The 21,333-nt window shown below is 66.6% G+C and carries 17 protein-coding genes; 8 read left to right on the top strand and 9 right to left on the bottom strand.

Annotated elements, in window-relative coordinates; genetic code table 11:
* Nucleotides 1–66 precede the first annotated feature (66 nt).
* Complete coding sequence (locus N800_RS02870) at nucleotides 67–324, top strand: hypothetical protein (RefSeq protein ID WP_052107851.1); 258 nt, start codon at nucleotides 67–69, stop codon at nucleotides 322–324.
* A gap of 96 nt (nucleotides 325–420) precedes the next feature.
* Here N800_RS02870 and thpR read toward each other — a convergent pair whose 3' ends face one another.
* From thpR to N800_RS02855, 3 genes are read right to left on the bottom strand one after another with little or no spacing between them, the layout of a single operon-like run.
* Entirely contained in the window at nucleotides 421–1,005 is a 585-nt protein-coding gene (thpR, locus tag N800_RS02865) for an RNA 2',3'-cyclic phosphodiesterase (RefSeq protein ID WP_052107850.1), read from the bottom strand.
* 8 nt (nucleotides 1,006–1,013) lie between these two features.
* Nucleotides 1,014–2,960, bottom strand: coding sequence for an ATP-binding cassette domain-containing protein (locus N800_RS02860; protein ID WP_036134560.1), 1,947 nt, complete (start codon nucleotides 2,958–2,960; stop codon nucleotides 1,014–1,016).
* A gap of 55 nt (nucleotides 2,961–3,015) precedes the next feature.
* Entirely contained in the window at nucleotides 3,016–3,447 is a 432-nt protein-coding gene (locus N800_RS02855) for a host attachment protein (RefSeq protein ID WP_036134559.1), read from the bottom strand.
* Nucleotides 3,448–3,687: 240 nt separating this feature from the next.
* Between N800_RS02855 and N800_RS02850 the strand changes: the two genes are divergently transcribed.
* Nucleotides 3,688–5,772 (top strand): S8 family serine peptidase, encoded by a 2,085-nt coding sequence (locus N800_RS02850; RefSeq protein ID WP_052107849.1) that lies wholly within the window; start codon nucleotides 3,688–3,690, stop codon nucleotides 5,770–5,772.
* A 148-nt stretch (nucleotides 5,773–5,920) separates the two neighbouring features.
* On the opposite strand, the gene N800_RS02845 is transcribed toward N800_RS02850, so the two are convergent.
* Nucleotides 5,921–6,613: a hypothetical protein gene (locus N800_RS02845; RefSeq protein ID WP_036134554.1), complete on the bottom strand. Its 693-nt coding sequence runs from the start codon at nucleotides 6,611–6,613 to the stop codon at nucleotides 5,921–5,923.
* 79 nt (nucleotides 6,614–6,692) lie between these two features.
* A complete protein-coding gene (locus N800_RS02840; RefSeq protein WP_036134552.1) occupies nucleotides 6,693–8,252 on the bottom strand; it encodes a protein adenylyltransferase SelO in 1,560 nt (519 codons plus the stop codon).
* Nucleotides 8,253–8,468: 216 nt separating this feature from the next.
* Between N800_RS02840 and N800_RS02835 the strand changes: the two genes are divergently transcribed.
* The 3 genes from N800_RS02835 to N800_RS02825 all read left to right on the top strand — a co-directional run bounded on the left by N800_RS02835 (nucleotide 8,469) and on the right by N800_RS02825 (nucleotide 12,369).
* Nucleotides 8,469–10,544 carry a DEAD/DEAH box helicase gene (locus N800_RS02835; RefSeq protein WP_036134550.1) on the top strand — a complete coding sequence of 692 codons (2,076 nt, stop codon included), beginning with the start codon at nucleotides 8,469–8,471 and terminating at the stop codon, nucleotides 10,542–10,544.
* 24 nt (nucleotides 10,545–10,568) lie between these two features.
* A complete protein-coding gene (locus N800_RS02830; protein ID WP_036134548.1) occupies nucleotides 10,569–11,429 on the top strand; it encodes an EamA family transporter in 861 nt (286 codons plus the stop codon).
* A gap of 184 nt (nucleotides 11,430–11,613) precedes the next feature.
* On the top strand, nucleotides 11,614–12,369 hold the full coding sequence (locus N800_RS02825; protein WP_052107848.1) for a type 1 glutamine amidotransferase: 756 nt from the start codon (nucleotides 11,614–11,616) through the stop codon (nucleotides 12,367–12,369).
* Nucleotides 12,370–12,396: 27 nt separating this feature from the next.
* Here the strand turns inward: N800_RS02825 and ggpS are convergent, their stop codons facing one another.
* From ggpS to N800_RS02810, 3 genes are all read right to left on the bottom strand, one after another.
* A complete protein-coding gene (ggpS, locus tag N800_RS02820) occupies nucleotides 12,397–14,721 on the bottom strand; it encodes a glucosylglycerol-phosphate synthase (RefSeq protein WP_232227523.1) in 2,325 nt (774 codons plus the stop codon).
* The gene (locus N800_RS02815) at nucleotides 14,718–15,950 is read right to left on the bottom strand and encodes an MFS transporter (RefSeq protein ID WP_036134778.1); all 1,233 of its coding nucleotides are present in this window, start codon (nucleotides 15,948–15,950) and stop codon (nucleotides 14,718–14,720) included. The genes ggpS and N800_RS02815 overlap by 4 nt, the downstream gene beginning before the upstream one ends.
* 119 nt (nucleotides 15,951–16,069) lie before the next feature.
* Nucleotides 16,070–16,966 (bottom strand): pseudouridine synthase, encoded by an 897-nt coding sequence (locus N800_RS02810; protein WP_036134544.1) that lies wholly within the window; start codon nucleotides 16,964–16,966, stop codon nucleotides 16,070–16,072.
* A gap of 48 nt (nucleotides 16,967–17,014) precedes the next feature.
* Here N800_RS02810 and N800_RS02805 point away from each other — a divergent pair, with 48 nt between their 5' ends.
* From N800_RS02805 to N800_RS02795, 3 genes are all read left to right on the top strand, one after another.
* Nucleotides 17,015–17,599 carry a YaeQ family protein gene (locus tag N800_RS02805; RefSeq protein WP_036134542.1) on the top strand — a complete coding sequence of 195 codons (585 nt, stop codon included), beginning with the start codon at nucleotides 17,015–17,017 and terminating at the stop codon, nucleotides 17,597–17,599.
* A 14-nt stretch (nucleotides 17,600–17,613) separates the two neighbouring features.
* Nucleotides 17,614–18,804, top strand: coding sequence for a BaiN/RdsA family NAD(P)/FAD-dependent oxidoreductase (locus N800_RS02800; protein ID WP_036134540.1), 1,191 nt, complete (start codon nucleotides 17,614–17,616; stop codon nucleotides 18,802–18,804).
* A gap of 289 nt (nucleotides 18,805–19,093) precedes the next feature.
* A complete protein-coding gene (locus tag N800_RS02795; RefSeq protein ID WP_036134775.1) occupies nucleotides 19,094–19,525 on the top strand; it encodes an FKBP-type peptidyl-prolyl cis-trans isomerase in 432 nt (143 codons plus the stop codon).
* Nucleotides 19,526–19,538: 13 nt separating this feature from the next.
* Here N800_RS02795 and N800_RS02790 read toward each other — a convergent pair whose 3' ends face one another.
* A complete protein-coding gene (locus N800_RS02790) occupies nucleotides 19,539–21,218 on the bottom strand; it encodes a serine hydrolase (RefSeq protein ID WP_052107846.1) in 1,680 nt (559 codons plus the stop codon).
* Between the last annotated feature and the right edge of the window lie 115 nt (nucleotides 21,219–21,333).

Below are 21,333 nucleotides of genomic sequence, written 5' to 3'. Positions count from 1 at the left end.
GGCGGACGACCCATTCTGCCCTCGCCCTGCGTTGGGTGTCTGCAGGAGAGGAGGAGGAGAGGGCCCATGGCAGATAATGGTTTGAGGGACCGTCGGAACACGGCGGGTACAAGTACGTGTGCGCTGCGCGCGCAGCTCAACGAGGCCCAGTTGCAGACGCTGAGTGAACTGGAGCGTTTCGGCTGGGAGATCCGGTTTGTCCGGCGTCCGCTGTTCCAGGACGCGATTCCGGTGGTGGTGGACGGCGATCGCAAGAGCTTTGCGGTACTGACCCCCGAAGGCGAACTGGACAAGTCGCCCGGATTCAATTTCAGGCAGCGCTGACGTTCAACCGCGCCAGTACCGGACGCGTTGCCGGTGCTGGCGCCACTCCGTCAGCCGCTCCCGCGTACTCGGGCGGGAATTCGCCACGGGAGCGGTTCAGCCCACCAGGGGCCACGTGCCCAGCGAGGTGTAGGCACTCTGCGCGCCGAGAACACTGTGGACCAGCGTGAAGTTGTCCACGTGCCAGGTGACTGGTGCGATGGGCGCCTCAGGCAATGCACTGTCGGCATCGCGCAGTACCGTCACATGTGGCCGGAACCCTTGGCCACTCGGCACCCGCACCCCTGCCCGGGCCAGTTCGAGGCCGAGGTCGTGCCAGAGTGTCGCAAGCCCGGGCACCTCATCGGCGGGGCCCAGCCACCATGGGATGGAGCGGTTGCGGAAGCTGCCGGCGCGGTCCAGCACGAGCGGGAACGCTGCCACCTTGACCCTGGCGGCGGCCGCACAGGCCTGCGTCGCCAGGGTTTGGGGCAAGCCGTCAAACTCGCCCAGGAACTGCAACGTCACGTGGTAACGCCGGGGGTTGATCCAACGCCCACCGGGTGCGTTCGCCTCTTTCAATTGCAGGGCGGCCTGATGCAGCCGGTCGCGCGTCGCCTCGTCTGGCATCAGCGCGAAGAACAGCCGGTGCAGCTCAACCGGTTTCCGGCCTCCGCTCCCGAACAGGTCATCCTGCAGCATTGCGCGCCTCAGCCGTCCAGTTCTGCCCAGCGCGCGTATGCGGTATCCAGGGCCTGCTGGGTTTCGCCCAGCTTGTTGGTGTGGGCGGTGATCGCCGCAGCATCGCGCTGGTAGAAGGTTGGGTCATTCATCTGGGCGGTCAGGGATTCCAGCTCCGCCTCAAGCTGCTCGATCCGCACAGGGAGTTGTTCCAATTCGCGCGCGTCCTTGTAACTGAGCTTGCGCTTGGCCGGCACGGCACCAGAACCAGGCACCGCATTCGTGCTGCTGGTTGCCGCGGCAGCGCTGCTTGCAGTGGCGTCCTGCCCATGAGCCGCATTCCCGCGCGCGGTGGACGCAACCTTGGCCTGGGCGACGGTCGGCCGTCCCGGGACCGTCGCCGCCTGCCGCAGCCAGTCGCTGTAGCCGCCCACGTACTCGCCGATCCTGCCGTCACCCTCCATCACCAGCGTGGAAGTGACCACGTTGTCGAGGAAGTCGCGGTCGTGGCTGACCAGCAGCAACGTGCCCTCGTACTCGCCCAGCAGTTCCTCCAGCAGTTCCAGCGTCTCGACGTCGAGGTCGTTTGTGGGTTCGTCCATCACCAGCAGGTTCGACGACTGGGCGAACAGCTTGGCCAGCAGCAGGCGGTTGCGCTCGCCGCCAGACAGGCGGGTGATCGGCGCGCGTGCGCGCTCCGGGGTGAACAGGAAGTCCTGCAGGTAACCGATGGCGTGCTTGCGCTTGCCGTTTACCTCGACGAAATCCTGGCCCTCGGCCACGTTCTCCAGTGCGTTCCAATCCTCGCGCAGGGTGGCGCGGTACTGGTCGAAGTACGCGACACGCAGGTTGGTGCCCTGTCGCACCTCACCCGAGGTCGGCGCCAGCTCCCCCAGCAACACCTTGATCAACGTGGTCTTGCCGCTGCCGTTGGGGCCGATCAGGCCGATGCGATCGCCGCGCATGATCGTGAGGTCCAGCCGTTTGATCATGGGCTTGCCGGCGTAGTCGAACGACACGTCACGGGCCTCGATCACCTTCTTGCCGGAAGCCTCGCCCTGGGCCACTTCCATGCGCACATTGCCCTGCTGCTCGCGGCGCTGTGCACGCTCGTTGCGCATGGCCTTGAGGCGGCGCACGCGGCCTTCATCGCGTACGCGACGAGCCTTGATGCCCTGGCGGATCCAGACTTCCTCCTGCGCCAGCAACTTGTCGAAGCGCGCATTTTCCTGCGCCTCGGCGTTGAGCCGCTCCTCGCGCCGGCGCTCGTAATTGGCCCAATCGCCGGGCCAGCTGGTGACCTGGCCACGGTCGATCTCGACGATGCGGGTGGCCAGTGCTCGCAGGAAGCGGCGGTCATGGGTAATGAACACGAGGGCGCCCGGCCAGGCCTTGAGGAAGCCTTCCAGCCAGTCAATGGCCTCGATGTCGAGGTGGTTGGTCGGCTCGTCCAGCAGCAGCACATCCGGCGCGGACACCAGCGCACGGGCCAGCAGCACTCGCCGCTTCATGCCGCCGGACAGGCCCGCGAACGCCTGCTCGCCGTCCAGGTCCAGCCGGGTCAGGGTTTCGGTGACACGCTGGTCCACGCTCCAGCCGTGGGCGGCTTCGATCTTGGCCTGCACCGCGGCCAGCCGGTTGGTGTCCACGTGCTCGGCGTGGCTTAGGTGGTGGTATTCGGCAAGCCAGTGGCCCAACTCCCCCATGCCGGCGGCGACCACGTCAAAGACGCTGCCTTCGGCATCGGTGGGCACTTCCTGCTCCAGTCGGGAAACACGTACCCCGCCTTCAAGCCGCACCTCGCCGTCATCCGGATGCAGGTCACCGGACAGCAGTTTGAGCAACGTGGACTTGCCCGCGCCGTTCCGGCCGATCAGCGCAATACGTTCGCCAGGTTCAATGGACAGCTCGACGTTGTCGAGCAGTAACGGGCCGCCGATGCTGTAATCGACGTTCTGCAGGGTGATCAGGGGCATCCGCACATTGTACCGGCATGCGCCGGACGCCCCGCATGTCAGCCTACGTCAACGCTCAGTGCAGGTGCCGCAACTCATCGCGGATACGGTCAACGCTGGCATCGGTGATCTGCTTGTCCAGCGCATGGGTCACCATCCGCGCGACCTGCGGGTCCAGCTCAGAGCGCACCGACCCCAGGAACGCCGGAGCCGCCATCAGCACGAGGTGGTCGTAGCGATGGGCCACCCGGGCCTCGTTCAGGAACTCGGAAAGCTCCGCGGCAAATTCGCGCGTGACCTTTTCTTCGGTCGAGGTGCGCGGCTCGATGCCGTGCCGGGCGCTACCCACGCTCTGGTGGGCTCGTGGCAGGCGGTCGCGGTGCCCGCGATCGGCATGGTGTGCCTCGGGATGGACGAAGTCGGCGACTTCCGACAGCTCGCCATCCAGTCGCTCGCTCTCGAACAGGCGGGCATGGGCTTCGTCGGCGACAAGAATCCAGGTCTTCATGGCGGGTCCCTTTGCGCGGCGGGACCCGTGCCGGGGGTAGCCCGGTGCCCGGACGTGCGTTCACCGCAGGGCGGCTTGGTAACGAGCATGCGACCCGGTGCGTTAAATGCCGGTTACCGCGCCGACGACGCCCCTGCGGCCTGGGTGTTTTCCCCCGCAATCCACGGGGGAACTTCCGGGCTGCGTTATGCCCGGCTGCGGCGCAGGGTGGGGGCACGTCCAATCTTGGGGTACCGCTCCATGCCACACCGTCGCACTCCTGCCCGCTCCTTCCTGGGACTCGCCATCGCATTGGGGCTGGCCCTGGCCGGCCCCGCCGACGCGGCTGCCCTGCTTTCCCCGGACCTGCAACAGCGGCTGGATGCCCACCCCACCCACCGCGTGATCGTCACCTTCAGCGACCGCAACCAGATGTCCCGCCTGGCCAGCCTGACCAACGAGACGCTGCCGATGCGGGCGCTACCCATGGTGGGCGCGTTGCTCACCTCGTCGCAGGTGCGCCAGGTCGCACAGTGGGAGGGGGTTGAAAGCATCTACTTCGACGCGAGCTTGAAGTGGATGAACTACCAGTCTGGCGAGGTCACCAACGGCCACAAGGTGCATGATTTCATTGGCCTGAGTGGCAAGGGGGTGACCATTGCCGTGCTTGACTCAGGCGTGGACGCCACCCACCCCGACCTGCCGCAGGGCGCCAAGGTGGTACAGAACGTCAAGCTGGTAGGCGACCTGGGCCTGGCCGGCGCATCGGCCTGGCTGGAGAACGTGCCAAACACCGACACCAGCAGCGGCCACGGCACGCACGTGGCAGGCACCGTGGGCGGCACGGGCGAGGCCTCGAAGAACGATCCGCGCCGCGCGCGCTACCACGACGGCATCGCGCCACAGGCCAAGCTGGTGGGGATCGGCGCCGGCGAAGGCATCAGCATCCTGTACGCGCTGATGGGCTTCGACTACGCGCTGGCCAACCGCGAGCGCTACGGCATCGACATCATCACCAACTCATGGGGCAGCTCCAACAGCGTGTACGACCCCAACAACCCCATCAACAAGGCCAGCTACGAGGCATACCGCAAGGGCATGGTGGTGGCCTTCGCCGCCGGCAATGACGGTCCGGCGGAGAACACCCTCAATCCCTATGCGATCGTGCCTTGGGTAATCAACGTGGGCTCGGGCACCAAGGCCAAGGACCTGTCCAGCTTCTCGAGTCGCGGCGTGGAAGGCGATTTCTACAAGCACGTGGACGTGGTGGCGCCCGGCTCCAGCATCATCTCCACCCGTGCGCCCAACACTGCCCTGCCGGCACTGGGGCCGGTAAACGACCCCGTGAACCCCGCCTACAGCGTGTACTACGCCAGCATGAGCGGCACCAGCATGGCCACGCCGTTCGTAGCGGGTGCAGCTGCTCTGTTGCTGGAGGCCAACCCAACCCTGTCTCCCGACCAGGTCGAGGAGATCCTGATGAAAACCTCCTCGCCCATGAACTACCCGTACCACGTGGTGGGCGCCGGCTACATCGACGTACTGGCCGCGGTGGACCTGGCCTCGCGAACCGAAGGCAAGCGCGCCGCGTTCCTGGGCGGCGCGACAAAATGGTCCAGCCAAGGCAAGTGGATCATCGCGGCCGACAGTTACAGTCTGCTGGACTACACCGGCAACTGGAGCAGCGTGAACAACGTGGGGTCCACGGACGGCACCTACCGCAAGGCCAGTGTCACCAAGAAGTCGGTGCCGCGGCTGAACCTGGCGTTTGAAGGCGACGCGATGCAGTTCATCTATCCGCGCAATGCCCAGGGTGGCCAGGCCGACGTCTACGTGGATGGCGTCAACCGCGGCCGCATCAGCTTCTACAGCTCCACCGCCGAGACCAACGGCCGTTTTGCCATCACCGGCCTGGGTAAAGGGGCCCACCGGGTGGAGTTGCGCGGCGTGCAGGGCAACGTCTATTTCGACGGCAGCCTGACGGAGGGCAAGCTATATGACACGACAACCGCCTTCACCACCACGACCACCCGGTACACGGGCACGATGGGACCGTCGGTCGAGAACCTGGAAGTGGATGAATTCACTTTCGAAGTGGGCGCTGACGTGACGCTCATCCAGGCCACACTGGGCTGGGATGGCGGTGTCGACATCGACTTCTCGCTGGTCGATCCGGCCGGCAACGAAGTTGCCAGTGGCGCCAGCCTGTCCAATCCCGAAGTGCTGGAGTTCGCGGTGGCCATGCCCGGCACCTACAAGTACCGGGTGAAGGGGTACACAACGGTGTTGGCCAACTACACCCTGGACAGCACGCTGACGCGCGCGGTGACGACCACCGTACCGTGACGTGAGGTGATCGATTGGGGCGGCCCAGAGGGGGGCCGCCCTTCCCCACTCATGGGGCGGTCATGGCCACTGGCCAGCCACGCGCGGAAAGAACCCTTCCAAACCGGTGCGGGTATGGTGGCTCGCATTGACCGTCAGGCACGACGCATCACCGGCGCGAGCGCGCGTCGATCTCCACCCAGATCTGCTCGGCGTACCAGTCGCTGCCGGACGGTCGGGCCCGCACTCGGATCACGTCGCCGCGTTCCAGCTGCTCCGGGCGCAGGTACTGGCCCCGGTATTCCACACGGGTGCGCTGGTCGTAGTACACGCGCTCGGCCCTGCCGCCATACCCGTCGCGCACCACCTCGATTCGCCGTGCGCGGGTGTCGAGGTAACTGATGGACCCGCGCAGGTCGTCGCCGTAGTAGCCGCCGCCCTGGCCGTCGCGCACGTTGCGCACCACTTCGATGGTGCGCGCGAGCAGGCGCCTGCCCGTGCGCACACCCTCCACGCGGACGCCATCACCGCGTTCCAGACCGCCAATGTCGACTTCGCGGCCCTGGTAGTACATGCGCGTACTGCGATCGAAGCCGACTTCCAGGTACTCCGAGCGCCCGTACTGGCCGTCGTCGCGGGTCATGAAAAGGCGTCCGCTGCGAAGGTCGACCTCCTGCACGGTGCCGTAGGCCCGCTCGTTGCCATAGCCCTGGCCGTAACCATCACCCGGGTAGCGCTCGCCAGGGTAACCATCGCCGAGGGGAGTCACACAACCGGCCAGCGACGCGGCGGCCACCAGCACGGCCATCAGGCCCAGGAGGGTCCGCCACCGGCCCAACGTCAGCAGGTTGATTGCAGTCATGGTGGTCCAGCCTCCAGCCCAGACGGGGTACGCGGTTGGAGGATGCGACGGGCGACGTGAATCGACGGTTAGCGCGGCGCTACGAACTGCAGGACAGCATCGAACACCCCGCACGGCTTCGCGCCCAGTCTGGACGCTTGCCGGCGAAAACTTCCTTGCCGGACTGGTCGGTGTATGGCGTGCGCATCACGTCCAGCAGCTCTTGAACGCCATCCATGTCACCGTGCGTGGCGCGATCGATGGCCTGTTGCGCCAGGTAATTGCGCAGCACGTAGCGGGGGTTTGCCTCATTCATGCTGTCGCGTCGTGCGTCGGGCTGGGCGCCTTCACCCAACACGCGCGCGCCGTAGCGTTGCAGCCACGCCTCCAGTGCCGGCGCGGCCTGCGCCTGCCTCTCCGCGTTGTAGAAGGCATCGACCAGTGGCAGCAGAGAGGGCGCGACCGGGTCCACGTCGGCCAATCCGCGGAAGAACAACGTCATGTCCACCTCGGCCTGCTTGAGGAGATCACGCAGGTCCTGCATCAGCACCAGGTCGTCGTCACGCGCCTCCAGCAACCCCAGCTTGCGGGCGGTGGTGTCGCGTTCGGCTGAGTTCCACGCCACCACGTAACGCCTGAGCCCTTCCTGCAGCGGCTCGGTCGAACCGAACAGCGGCGACAGTGCCCCGGCCAGCCGCCCCAGGTTCCAGTACGCGACCTGCGGTTGCTGGCCGAAACGGTAACGACGGCGCTGGGCGTCGGTGGTATTGGGTGTCCAGTCCGGGTCGTAGTCGTCCACCCAGCCGTAGGGGCCGTAATCGATGGTCAGCCCGAGGATGGACATGTTGTCGGTATTCATCACCCCATGCACGAAGCCGACACGCATCCAGTGCGCCATCAGCACGGCGGTGCGCTCGCACACCTGGGCGAACCAATCGGCATACAGGGCCTCGCCCTGCCCCCGCAGCTCGGGAAAGTCTCGGCGGATGCAGAAATCGGCCAGTCGCCGGAGCAGGTCGAAGTCGCCCCGAGAGGCCGGCAACTCGAAGTTGCCGAAGCGGATGAACGATGGCGCCACGCGACACACGATGGCGCCGGGCTCCAGTTCGGGATGGCCGTCGTAGAACATGTCGCGGACCACGCCCTCGCCAGTGCCCACCAGGCTCAACGCGCGGGTGGTGGGCACGCCCAGGTGGTGCATGGCCTCACTGCACAGGAACTCGCGGATCGAGGAACGCAGCACCGCGCGGCCGTCGGCGGTGCGCGAGTACGGAGTCAGGCCCGCCCCCTTGAGCTGCAGTTCCCAGCGCTCACCGGCGTCGTTGATGGCCTCGCCCAAGGTGATGGCACGCCCGTCGCCCAGTTGGCCCGCCCAATGCCCGAATTGGTGGCCACCGTAGTTGGCGGCATAGGGATCCATTCCCGGCAGCAACGCGTTGCCGCCAAATACTTGGGCGAACGCCGGGTCGGCCAGGTCGGCATCGCTGAACCCCAGTCGTGCCGCCATTTCCGCCGAGTGCGCCAGCAGTTTCGGCTCCGTCACCGGCGTGGGAGCCACGCGCGACCACAGCGCGCCTTCGACCTGCCGCACGCGCGGGCCCACCTCCGGGTCACCGGGCAATTCGCGCAGGAAGGCGTTGTCGAAGCGAACAGGAGGCATAGGGCGAGGTGGGCGGGCTATCCGGCTGCCAGTGTCCCACAGCAGGCCGAAACCCAAGCTGCACCGCGTTCCCATGGACAATGCCGGCGTCCGCGCACCCGGTTCGCGGGGGTGCGTTGGCTGCGGTTTCCTGCCACATCACACGCCCCGTTCAGCAGACGGGTAAACTGTGCGGTCCCCGACCGGCCCTTGCGCCGGCGCCAACGAGACTTAGCGATGAGCGCCGAGACGCCCGCAACGACCGAATCCGCCGAAACTCCCTCCGTCAAGTTCACCGATCTGGGCTTGCCCGAGTCACTGCTCAAAGCCCTGTCCGACGTGGGCTACGAGACGCCCTCGCCCATCCAGGCCGCGACCATTCCGCCGCTGCTGGAAGGCCGCGACGTGCTTGGCCAGGCGCAGACGGGCACCGGCAAGACCGCCGCCTTCGCCCTGCCGGTGCTGGCGCAGATCGATCCGAAGCAGTTCAAGCCGCAGGCGCTGGTGCTCGCTCCAACGCGCGAACTGGCCATCCAGGTGGCCGAAGCGTTCCAGAAGTACGCGGTGAACATGCCGGGTTTCCACGTGCTGCCGATCTACGGCGGCCAGAGCTATTACCCGCAGCTTCAGGCGCTCAAGCGCGGCGTGCACGTCGTGGTCGGTACCCCCGGCCGGGTGATCGACCATCTGGACCGCGGCACCTTGGACCTGTCCGAACTGCGCTGCCTGGTGCTGGACGAAGCCGATGAGATGCTGCGCATGGGCTTCATCGACGACGTCGAGAACGTGCTCAAGAAGACGCCGGAGACCCGCCAGGTCGCGCTGTTCTCGGCGACCATGCCGGCGCCGATCAAGCGCATCGCCCAGACCTACCTGAAGGACCCGGTCGAGGTCGCGATCAAGGCCAAGACCACCACGGCGGCGAACATCCGCCAGCGCTACTGGTCGGTCAGCGGCGTACACAAGCTGGACGCCATCACCCGCATCATCGAGGCCGAGCCGTTCGACGCGATGATCGTGTTTGCCCGCACCAAGCTGGGCACCGAGGAACTGGCCGAGAAGCTGTCGGCGCGCGGCGTGTCCGCGGCGGCGATCAACGGCGACGTGCAGCAGGCGCAGCGCGAGAAGACCGTGCAGAACCTCAAGGACGGCAAGATCGACGTGCTGGTCGCCACCGACGTGGCCGCGCGCGGCCTGGACGTGGAGCGCATCAGCCACGTGCTGAACTACGACATCCCCTACGACACCGAGAGCTACGTCCACCGCATCGGCCGCACCGGTCGCGCTGGTCGCAAGGGCGAGGCGATCCTGTTCGTGACCCCACGCGAGCGCGGCATGCTGCGCGCGATCGAGCGCGCCACCCGGCAGCCGATCGAGCCGATGGAATTGCCGAGCATCGAGACGGTGAACGAGCAGCGCGTGAACCGCTTCCTCGGCAAGATCGGCGAAGCATTGCAGAGCAGCGAGCTGGGCCTGTTCCGCGAGATGATCGAGCGCTACGAGCGCGAGAAGAACGTGCCGGCCATCGAGATCGCCGCGGCACTGGCCAAGCTGTTCCAGGGCGACACGCCGCTGCTGCTGGCGGCGCCGACGCGCCCCGAGCGCGGCGCACCGTTCGAGCAACGCGGCCGCGATTTCGGCGACCGCGAGCGAGGCCCGCGCCCGCAGCGCGAGTTCCGTGAACGCGATGAACGCCCGGCCCGTGAGCCGCGCCCCTCCACCGGGCGCGAGCACGCACCGCGCCATGCCGAGCGTCAGTTCACGCCGCCCACCCATAACGCGCCCTCCAATGTCGGCGAGGCGATGTTCGACGACCACGGCGATGCCGCGCCAGCGCCGCGCCCTGCCCGCGAATTCGACGCGCCGCGCGCGCCCGAGGCGGGCATGGAGACGTTCCGCATCGAGGTCGGTCACGTCCACGGGGTCAAGCCGGGCAACATCGTGGGCGCGATCGCCAACGAGGCCGAACTGGAGAGCCGCTACATCGGCCGCATCGACATCCGCGACGACCACAGCCTGATCGACCTGCCCGAAGGCATGCCCCGCGAGATCATGGAGCACCTGAAGAAGGTCCGCGTGGCCGGCCAGCAGTTGCGCATCAGCCGCCCTGGCCAGGGGGGCTGGCGCCAACCGCAGCACCACGGGGAGGGCGAAGGCCGTCCGCCGCGCGCGCATGATGACCGCCCGCGGGGTGGGCACGGCGATGACTTCCGTCCGCGCGGACCGCGCCCGCAAGGCGCTCGCCCGCATGACAGCCGTCCAGGCGGTCGCCCGCACGGCGCAGGCCCACGCAAGCCCTTCAAGCCGCGCTGATCCCGGCGGGACCACGCCCGCGCGATGCACCTCATCCTGTACAGCGCGGTCTGCAGCGTGCTGGTGTCCGTGCTGCTGAAACTGGCACCGCGGCACCGGCTGGACGTGGCGCAGTTGGTGACGTGGAACTACCTCGCTGCGACGGCGCTGTGCGCTTGGGTGCTGCAGCCCTCGCTCGAAAGCCTGCGTGCACCGGACGCGCCGTGGGCGGCGCTGCTGGGGCTGGCCGTCGTGCTGCCTTCGCTGTTCCTGGTGCTGGCGGCTTCGGTGAAGGCCGCCGGCATCGTGCGGACGGACGTCGCCCAGCGCCTGTCGCTGCTGCTGTCGCTGCTGGCGGCGTTCACCCTGTTTGGCGAGCGCGTTGATGGCCTGCGCCTGGCCGGGCTGGGCTTGGGGTTGCTGGCCGTGGGCGGCATTGTCATGCGCCCGGAGCAAGAGTCAGCTGTGCGCCGCAGCTGGGGCCTGCTGCTGGTGGTGTGGGTGGGTTTCGCGGTGGTGGATGTGTTGCTCAAGCGCATCGCGCTGGCGGGGACGCCCTCGTTGGCTTCGTTGCAGGTGGCCTTCGCCGTCGCTTTCGCACTGATGGTCGCCTGGCAGTTGCTCAGGCAGCGGCGCGGGCAGACGCGACTGGACCTTCGCCATCTCGTGGCGGGGCTACTGCTGGGGGTGCTGAACTTCGGCAACATCGTCTTCTACGTGCGCGCGCACCAGGCGCTACCCGACAATCCGTCGGTGGTCTTCGCCGCGATGAACATCGGGGTCGTGGTGCTTGGCACGCTGGTTGGCGTGCTGGTATTCGGCGAAAAAACCAGCCGCTGGAACCGGGCGGCCATCGGGCTGGCCATCATCGCCATCGCCCTGATAGCGGCGGCGCCGAAGGGGTAGCGCCCCCTGCTCAATGCCTCGCGGGCGACGACGCTCGCCCCCCCCGGCCTATGCCCGTCAGATCTCCACGAACCCGGGCAGAAGAGGCCGCCTTATGCCTTGTCGTCATGTGCGGGCAATCCTCCGTTATCGCCCCGCTCGTCGCGACTTGGCATAGTGATGTCAGTACGCCACGCCTACCCCCATGTCCCGCATTCTGGTCTTCCAACACGTTGCCGCAGAGCCATTGGGCACGCTGGACCCGCTCATACGGCGGCGCGGACACCGCATCCGCTTCAAGAACTTCGAGCGGCACCCCGACACGCAGCCCAACGTGGAGCGGTACCGCGGCCTGATCGTGCTGGGTGGGCCGATGAACGTGGAAGACCACACCCACCGCGAGCACCTGCTGACCGAGATGCGCGCCATCGAACGCATGCTGGAACTCGGCCGCCCGGTGCTGGGCATCTGCCTGGGGGCCCAACTGCTGGCCCACGTATTGGGGGCCCCGGTGCGCCGCCACCCCACCCCCGAGGTTGGCTGGCATCGGTTGCAGCTCACCGACGAAGGCAAGGCCGACCCAGTGCTGGCCCCACTGGGCGACGAAGCGCCCGTGTTCCAGTGGCACCACTACAGTTTCCAGGTCCCTCCCGGCGCGGTCCATCTGGCGCGCACGGACGGCTGCGAACCCCAGGCGTTCCGCCATGGCGACAACGTGTACGGGCTGCAGTTCCACCCAGAGGTGGACCAACCGCTGATCGAACGCTGGCTGGGCAATGCGGCCTACCTGCGGGAGTTGGTCGACCAAGGGCATGCCGCCGATGTCGACCGGATCCGGGCACAGACGGTGACGCAGGTGCAGGCAATGCAGCTGCAGGCCGACGCAATCTTCAACCGCTTCCTGGACCTGGTCGGAAGACCCCAGCGCCGTCACACCCTTCCTTCCCGCGAATGGACCTGAGCGGCTGCGCGGCCGTACTGGCGACGGTCAGTGTGTCCTCGCCTGGGTTCCGTCGTCCGCCAATCTCACCGCGGCCAGGAACTCGCGCCCCCATCGCGAGAGATCATGGTGAACCACCGTCTCCAACAAGTGGCGCTGGCGATCATCACGCTCGGCGTCGGTCATCACCAGCGCCTGCAGCAACTTGGCCACCATGTCCGCGGGGTCATGCGGATTGGTCAGCAGTGCCCCCTTCAGCTCAACGGCCGCACCGGCAAACTCCGACAGCACTAGCACGCCGCTGCTGCCTACCGCGCCCTGCGCCGCAACGAACTCCTTGGCCACCAGGTTGAGTCCGTCGCGCAGGGGCGTGATCCACATGACGTCGGCCGCGCCGTAGTGCGCCACGACCTCCTCGAACGGCAGCGGACGAGCGAAGAACCGGACAGGCGTCCAGTCCAGGCGCGCGTGCTGGCCATTGATGCGGCCAACGGCCTGCTCGATCTGCGTCTGCAGTGACCGGTAGACGGTCATTTCCTTGGCAGCCGGCACGCACACCATCACCAGCGTCACCTCGCCACGCATCCCGGGATAGCGCTCCAGCAAGCTTTCGAAGGCCTGCAGCTTCTCCAACGTGCCCTTGCTGTAATCCAGTCGCTCGATGGACAGCACCAGTTTCCGGTCTCCGATCTCCTGTCGGATGCGTCCGATGGCTTCCTGCACATCGTCGCGGCCCACGGTCTCGCGGATGCGACCAACATCCGTCCCGATGGGATGCGCGCCCAACCGCACCCGCCGATCGCCGGCCACCAGCTCGGTGGTCATCGTGTCCAGCCCCAGCGCGCAGCCGTACGTAAGGAAACGTGGCGCGCAGGACACCTTTCCCAGCACCTCGGCGGGCATCGCACTGCGGACCGCATCAACGAAGTTCTCCGACTGGCGGGGAATGTGGAAGCCGATGTAGTCGCATGCCAGGAGGCTGCCAAGGATCTCCCGTCGCCACGGAATGATGTTGAAGATGTCCGGCGATGGGAAATGGGTATGGTGGAAGAATGCGATGCGCAGGTCTGGCCGCAACCGTCGCAGGTGCGATGGCGCCATCCACAGGTTGTAGTCATGCATCCAGACCGTAGCCCCTGGCGCCGCCTCGGCGGCCGCGGTTTCCGCGAACCTGCGGTTCACATCGCAGAACAGCCCCCAGTCGGCCTCAGAGAATCGTGCCCGTTCCCAGAATGTGTTGATCACTGGCCAGAAGGCTTCCTTGGAGAAGCGCTTGTAGAACGTGTCAACCTCGGACTTCGAGAGCGGTACGCGCGCCGCGATCAGGTTGGGAAAGCGCTCGGCATCCACGTCGCAGTGCACCTCGAACGGCACGCCCTTGCGCTCGGCCACGCTCCAGGCCACCCATGAGCCGGGGTGTCCATCGGCAAAGAAACTGAGCAGACTGGGAATGATGCCGTTGGGTGAGCTGGGCGGTCGACGGGTACGCACGCCATCCACCAGCGCTTCCTCGTAGGGAAGCCGGTGGTACACCATCACCAGCTCCGACTTGCCCGAAAGCTCGGCATGGACGCGCGCTTTCGAAGGCTTACCTCGCGACGTGGCCGAGAAGTGCTCGATGGCCTGCAGGATCCCGCCGCACCCCGCGTCATCCGCGTGCAGCACGTGGTCCAGCGCCTCGGTGGCCTGCAGCAGTGACTGTTCCGAACTGCCCACGCACACTCCGGCGAACCCGGAGGTGAACATGGCCAGATCGTTCAGCGTGTCTCCCGCGACCAGAACCTGCCGACGGGGCACGCCCACATGCTCGACCAGGCGCGCGAGGGTCTCGCCCTTGTCGGTGGCACTCGGCAGGATGTCCAGGTAGCGATCGGCCGAGTAAAGCACTTGGCAACCCAGCGCATCTGCGGCCGCATTGATGTCCTGGCGAATGGCCGCCAGTCGATCTGGCTCGCAGTAATACGAGCATCGCCGCTGCTGCGGAACGTCCTGCCGCACGAGCCCTTCGAACTTGGCCATGGCCTGGGCGACCGCTCGCTCCCCGGGCCAACGCGATTCGATCGCCGACTGCAGCGGTTGCACGGGTTGCATCGTCGCTCCGTCCACGACGGTCGCGCCGACGTCGCAGATGAGGTAGTCGGGACGCGGCAGTGCGGGATCGGCCAAGAGCGGCAGTACGGCCTCCAAACCACGACCCGTGACCCATGCCAGACGCATGCTGGCGTCCTCCCTGATCATCCGGTACAAGCGCTCGCGCTTGCGCGCATCGCCGGCCAGGAACGTGCCATCCAGGTCGGTGGCCAGCAGCATCCTGGGCGAGGTACTCAGCCTGTGGGCGGCTTGGTCTGCTGCGGAGTGGAGTCGTGCGTTCATGATGTCGATCCTTCGTTGGGGGCGTCAGGAATCTCCGGAAGCAGTTCCAATACCGTGGGTGTCGTGCGCAACATCGGGTGGAAGCGCGCGGGGTTGAGCAGGTGGCGGGCGCGCAGCAGTCGTCGCCCTCCCGCCAGCAAGGCGAGCAGCAGCATCGCCAGAAGAAATAGAACGGGCAGCGCGTCCGGCCCAAACCAAGCCATCAGCCCGCCAGCCAGCGCGGGGCCTATGGCCGCGCCCACGCCATTGAGCAGCAGCAGCGCACTGCAACCTGACATCAGCTCTTGTTGCGGAAGACGGTCAAGCAGGTGCGCAACGCACAACGGATAAAGGGTGAACGCCAGCCCCGCAAAGGCGGCGAACGCCATCAGCAGCAAATGACCATCGCCCACGGGGAGCAATATCACGCCCGCCGCCACCGCCCCAACTGCAGCCACGGCCGCCAAGGTCGTGCGCCGGTCGCCAAGGTCGGACAGCCGGCCCACTGGAAACTGCGTGAGCGCACCGGCGGCGATGGCCAGCGCCATGAATATGCCCACGCCTGCGCGGTCCATCCCACGGTGCTCGGCAAACACCGGCGACATACCCCAGAAGGCGCCTAGGACAAGTCCTGCCAGCAGCGACCCAACAGCCGCCGTCGGCGCCGCACGGAGTGCCCTGCCGACTTGCGCTCGTGCCGCTGGCAGCATCATGGGCTGCGCCAACCGGGTTGCGGTTATCGGCATGGCCGCCAACGACATCAGGATCGCCGCGACGCTGAAAAGCACGAAACTTCCCGGCGGCTGCAGGTCCAGCATCAGTTGCCCCGATGCAAGCGCCAGCAGGCTGACTGTCATGTAGGCGGCGAAAATTCTACTTCGGTACGCGGGAGCCGCCTGCGCATTGAGCCACCCTTCGATCACGGTGCACAGGCCCACCAGCGCAACACCCGTAACCACGCGCAGCACAAGCCACGCGGCGGGCAGGACCGCCAACGGGTAAATCAACGCCGTGCATGCGGCCAAGGCCGCGAAGAAGGCAAACGACCGAATGTGGCCGATGCGCGCCACAAGCGGCGGCGCAAGGAACGTGCCAAGAAAAAAACCGACGAAATAGCCCGACATGATCAGCCCGATAAGGCCGTCACTGAAGCCTTCCGCCCTGCCCCGCACTGCCAGCAGCGTACTGAGCAACCCGTTGCCCGCCAGCAGGAGGGCAACGCTCGTCAATAACGCGGAAACAGGAAACAGGTGATGCAGCACGCCTTGGCGGTGAAATCTCCTCGGGTGAGATTGGCATTGTAGCAGCGCGTGATGAACGGCGTATTTTCCAGCTCCCGTAGCCGCACCTGACTACCGGAGCACTTTCGTCAAGTCGCAGGTAACAAGCGAAAAGCGCTCTCAAAACTCCGCAGCCCCCCATCGATGGGATCAAAGAACTCCAACCTGCGCGCGAGCAACATCAGTGGCCGGGTAAAGTCATCGTGGCGACGCGGCTCCACCTCAGGGTAGGTGGGATCATTGACGATCGGTGCACCCAGCGCCGCCATGTGCACGCGCAACTGGTGCTTGCGGCCGGTGACCGGCTCCAGGTGGTATTGCCAGAGGTCGTCACCACGCGTGATCACGTCGATCCGGGTTTCGCTGTTGGCCGTCCCAGGGACCTCGCGCATTCGAAAAAACGGCTCGCCCGGTTCCAGCCGCGAGTGGTGCGCCATTGGGAAGGCCATTTCCGGCAACGCCGGCGCCAGCGCCTCGTAGCCCTTGGCAATCCGTCGATCCCGAAACAGCGCCTGATAGACCGCACGCGAGCCGGGATCGGCCGAGAACAGCACGAGCCCCGCGGTGTCGCGGTCCAGCCGGTGCAGCGGCACCAGGTGCGGATTGTCCAGGCGCCGCATCAGGCGCCCCAGCAACGTCTCGTGGACATGTCGGCCGGCCGGCGCCACCGGCAGGAAATGCGGCTTGTCTACGACCACCAGGTGGGCATCGACGTGCAGCACCGTCTCCTCGAAGGGGATCGCGGGCTCCTCGACCACCTCGCGGTAGTAATGGATGTCCGCACCCAGCCGGTACGGCGCACCCTCGGCCAGCGCATGGCCCGCGGCATCCAGCACCCGCCCGCGCGCGAACCGGTCGCGCCACGTCGCTTCCGGAATCATGGGGAAGAGCGCGCACAACGCCCCCAGCACGGTCTGCCACGGCCCCGCCGGCAGCTGAACATGGCTGGCCGGAAGACCATCGATGGCGGGTGGACGCGGGCGCATGGCCTAGAATGACCGATTCTCTTTCCCGGCGTCCGCCGGCAGGCACCCATGGCACTCAAGGCCACCGTCGTCAAAGCCGAACTGCAGGTCAGTGACATGGACCGGCACTACTACGCATCGCACAACCTCACTCTCGCCCAGCACCCGTCGGAAACCGACGAGCGACTGATGGTGCGGCTGTTGGCGTTCGCGTTGAATGCCGATGAGCGTCTGGAGTTCGGCAAGGGCCTGAGCAGCGATGACGAACCGGACCTGTGGCGCCGCGACTACACCGGCGACATCGAACTGTGGATCGACCTGGGCCAGCCGGAGGAGTCCCGCGTGCGCAAGGCCTGCGGCCGCTCGCAGCAGGTACTGGTCGTCAACTACGGCGGCCGCACCGCCGACATCTGGTGGGAGAAGAACGCAGTGGGACTCGCCCGCCTGAAGAACCTCAGCGTGATCGACATCGACGCTACCAGTGTCGAAGCGGTGGGTGCGATGCTGGAACGCGGCATGCGGCTGACGGCGATGATCCAGGACGGTGAGCTGCAGCTGATGAGCGAAAGCACCAACGTCGCCCTGCGACCGCGGGCCCGGGTGTTGTCCAGCGCCATGGCCGCGAGCGGGATGTCCGGCCTGCAGGTGGCCTAAGCGTCGGAAAAGGCATGCAGCATTACGACGTCATTATCATCGGCGGCGGTGCCGCAGGGCTCATGTGCGCCATCACCGCCGGGCAGCGCGGACGGCGCGTGCTGGTGGTCGACCACGCCAACCGCGTGGGGAAGAAGATCCTGATGTCCGGTGGCGGGCGCTGCAATTTCACCAACACCGGCACCACCCCGGCCAACTACCTTTCCGCCAACCGCCATTTCTGCAAGTCGGCCTTGGCACGCTACACGCCCTGGCATTTCATCGAGATGGTGGAACGGCATCGCATCGCCTACCACGAGAAGGAACTCGGGCAGCTGTTCTGCGATGAGTCATCCAAGCTCATAGTAAAAATGCTGCTGGACGAATGCGCCGCCGCAGGGGTGCGCATCGAGACCGGTTGCAGCATCGAGCGCGTGCTGCATGGCGAAGGCACGGCCGATGCGCCGTTCCGCGTACACACGACCCGCGGCGTGTTCGTTGCGGGCTCGCTGGTGGTCGCCAGCGGTGGCCTGTCGATCCCGAGCATGGGCGCGAGTGGCTTCGGCTACGAACTGGCACGCCAATTTGGCCATGAAGTGCTGCCCACACGCGCCGGGCTGGTGCCGCTCACGCTCAGCGGCAAGCACCAGGAGCGGCTGGCGGACCTCAGCGGCGTTGCGTTGCCGGTCACGGCCACCAGTAACGGACAATCCTTCAGCAATTTCATGCTGGTCACCCACCGCGGTGTCAGCGGCCCCGCGATTTTGCAGATCTCGTCGTACTGGCAACCGGGTGATGACCTGCGCATCGACCTGCTGCCCGGACAGGACGCGCTGGACACCCTGCAGGGCTGGCAGCACGAGCGCCCTGCGGCGGAACTGAAGACAGTACTGGGCGATACCCTGCCCAAACGGTTTGCGCAGCGCCTGTGCGAACACTGGCTGCCCAACCGTCCGATGAAGCAGTACAACCTGCCTGAGTTGCGCCACATGGCGGAAGTGCTGCAGGCATGGCCGCTGGTCGCCAGCGGCACCGAGGGTTATCGCACCGCCGAAGTCACCCTGGGCGGCGTCAATACCGATGGCCTGTCATCCACCACGATGCAGTCGCGGCACGTGGCGGGCCTGTATTTCATCGGCGAGGTCGTGGACGTGACCGGCTGGCTGGGCGGCTACAACTTCCAGTGGGCCTGGGCCTCGGGGCATGCGGCGGGTGAAGTCGCCTGAAGCTCCGCACGCGTGACTTTGGGCGGAGGATGCACTGCCCCAGAACGCTAGAAAAGCGCCGGCCATCCCATCATGGACGCCAGGAACCAGTACAAGCCGAAGAGCACCAGCCCCCGCAGTTTCAGGGCGAATCCCGCCACCTTGAGGGCCAGGTAGCGGCAACCTGCGCCTCCCTGGGGCGCTGCGGATAATCTTCACTCCATGCCCTATCCTCTGGACGCCCTGCCCGGCGCGACTTCCGCTGCAGGGTTGTCCATGTCCAAGCACCCCGGACCCCGCCATGCCCCTGATCCGCTTCGCCTTCGTCGTACTGTTTGGACTCGCACTCGCCGCCTGCACCGATCCCGGCCCACCGCCCGGCGGCACGGTGGCGGAGTTGCAGAGGGTCGACAACACGGTAGGCACTGGCCCCGTGGCCACCTCGGGCAGCGACGTGACCGTCCACTACACGGGCTGGATCTACGACGAACGACGCGTCGACAAGCGCGGCGAGAAGTTCGATAGCTCCGTGGACCGCGGCGAGCCCTTCACCTTTCTGCTCGGCGCGGGCCGGGTCATCCGTGGATGGGACGATGGCGTGGCCGGTATGCACGTAGGCGGAAAACGCACGCTGGTGATACCGGCCCACATGGCCTACGGCCGCAAAGGCGCCGGCGGCGTGATTCCGCCGAACGCCTCACTGGTCTTCGATGTGGAGCTGCTGGCGGTCAAACCGCACTGAAGACCAGCTGCCGTCACTTCGCCGGCGCGTGCTCGTCCTTGACGGGCACCAACCGCAGGTCATGGAAGTCGAAGCTGAAGTCGGTCCGCGGCGAAATCGCCTTGATCCGCGCCTCCGCGACGTTGCCGTCAGCGTCCAGGTTGAAGGTCACGAACGCATCGGCATTGAGCCACCGCTCGTGCCATCGGAGGATGAACGTGTCGTGCTGCCAGTGCGACAGCGTGCCGACCAATGACTTCGTGCGGCTGAAGCGCATCACCAGCTTGCCGCCCTCCTGTGCGATGTTGATGTCGCCGTACCAGGCGTCGCGATAGCGGCCGGCATACTTCGCCAGCGGCAGCGAGGGCCTGGACTTCGCGTCACGTGCCTGCACGTGCTTCTGCCAGGTTTCGTCGGCCTTGGCCTCCGCCTTCGCCACGGCGGCAGCATAAGCGGCTACCCAGTCCGTGCGCGGCGCATCCACGAACGCGTCCAGCGCGCGCATCGTCACCGCATTGAATGCTGCCCCAACTTCGGCACTGGTCAGCACCACCACGCCCAGTTTGTGCTCGGGCACCAGCGTCAGCCGCGAGACCATGCCCGGCCAGCCGCCGGTATGCCAGACCAGCTTGCGGCCGCGGTAATCCGACAACTGCCAGCCTTCGCCGTAGCCGAGGAAGTTCGGTTTGACCGCACCCAGCTCCGGCACTGAAGGCTCCGGGATATTCATCGGCGTGATCACCGACCACATCGCCTTCTGCCGCTTCGCACTGAACAGTCGCTTGGCGTCGTCACCCTCGCCCGCCATCACGCCGCCATCGAGCTGCACGCGCATCCACTTCGTCAGGTCGTGCGCGCTGGCGTACAGGCCACCGGCACCGGACACGTTGTGCCACGTCATCGGCGCGACGGGCTCCAGATCCTTGAAGTCGGCCTTGGCGTGACCGGTCGCCACGTTGTCGTCGGTCGGCTTGAGGTGATCGCTGTTGAAGCGCGTCTCCGTCATGCCAAGCGGCGTGAAGACGCGGGCCTGCAGGAAATCGGCGTAGGACTGCCCACTCGCCTTCTCGATCACCAGCTGCGCCACGCCATACAGGATGTTGTCGTAGGCGTACTGGCCGCGGAAGCTGCCGGTCAACGGCACGTCCTTCAACCGCCGTGCCACCTCCTCGGTGGTGTAGTCGGTGCCCGGCCAGTACAGCAGGTCGCCAGCACCGAGACCCAAGCCACTGCGGTGGGCCAGGAGGTCGCGCACGCGCATCTCATGGGTGACGTAAGGATCGGCCATGCGGAACCACGGCAGGTGGTCGATGACACGGTCGTCCAGCGAGAGCTTGCCTTCGTCGGCCAGGATCGACAGCGCGGCGGCGGTGAACGCCTTGGTGTTGGAGGCGATGGCGAACATCGTGTGCTCGTCCACGCGCGCGGGCTTGCCCATCTCGCGCACGCCATAGCCGCGTTCGAGCACCACCTTGCCATCCTTGACGATGGCCACCGCAATGCCGGGCACGTTGAACTGCTGGCGCACGCGTTCAACGTAGGCGTCAAAATCGCGCAGTTGATCCGGCAGCGTGGCGTCGCGCGATTGCGCGGGCTGTGCCTGCTCGGTCGCCACGGGAACCGCCTGGCTGGCGGCGGTATCGGCCCAAGCGGGAAGCGTCGCACTGCCCCAGATCACGACGGCCAACAGGGCGGCAAGACGATTCGGGCGCATGGGTCGGTCTCCTCGATGATCAGGCGTGTTGCCAGCCGGCGAAGATACCGCACCAGGTCATTCGCGCCCCGTGGCCGGGGTCATGGGCCAACCGCGGCATAATGGCGTGCCCCAC

Origin of the sequence: Lysobacter daejeonensis GH1-9, assembly GCF_000768355.1 — a bacterium.
GTDB lineage: Bacteria > Pseudomonadota > Gammaproteobacteria > Xanthomonadales > Xanthomonadaceae > Aerolutibacter > Aerolutibacter daejeonensis.
Note: the sequence above shows the minus strand (reverse complement) of the source record. Positions and strands in the feature narration are given on the sequence as shown.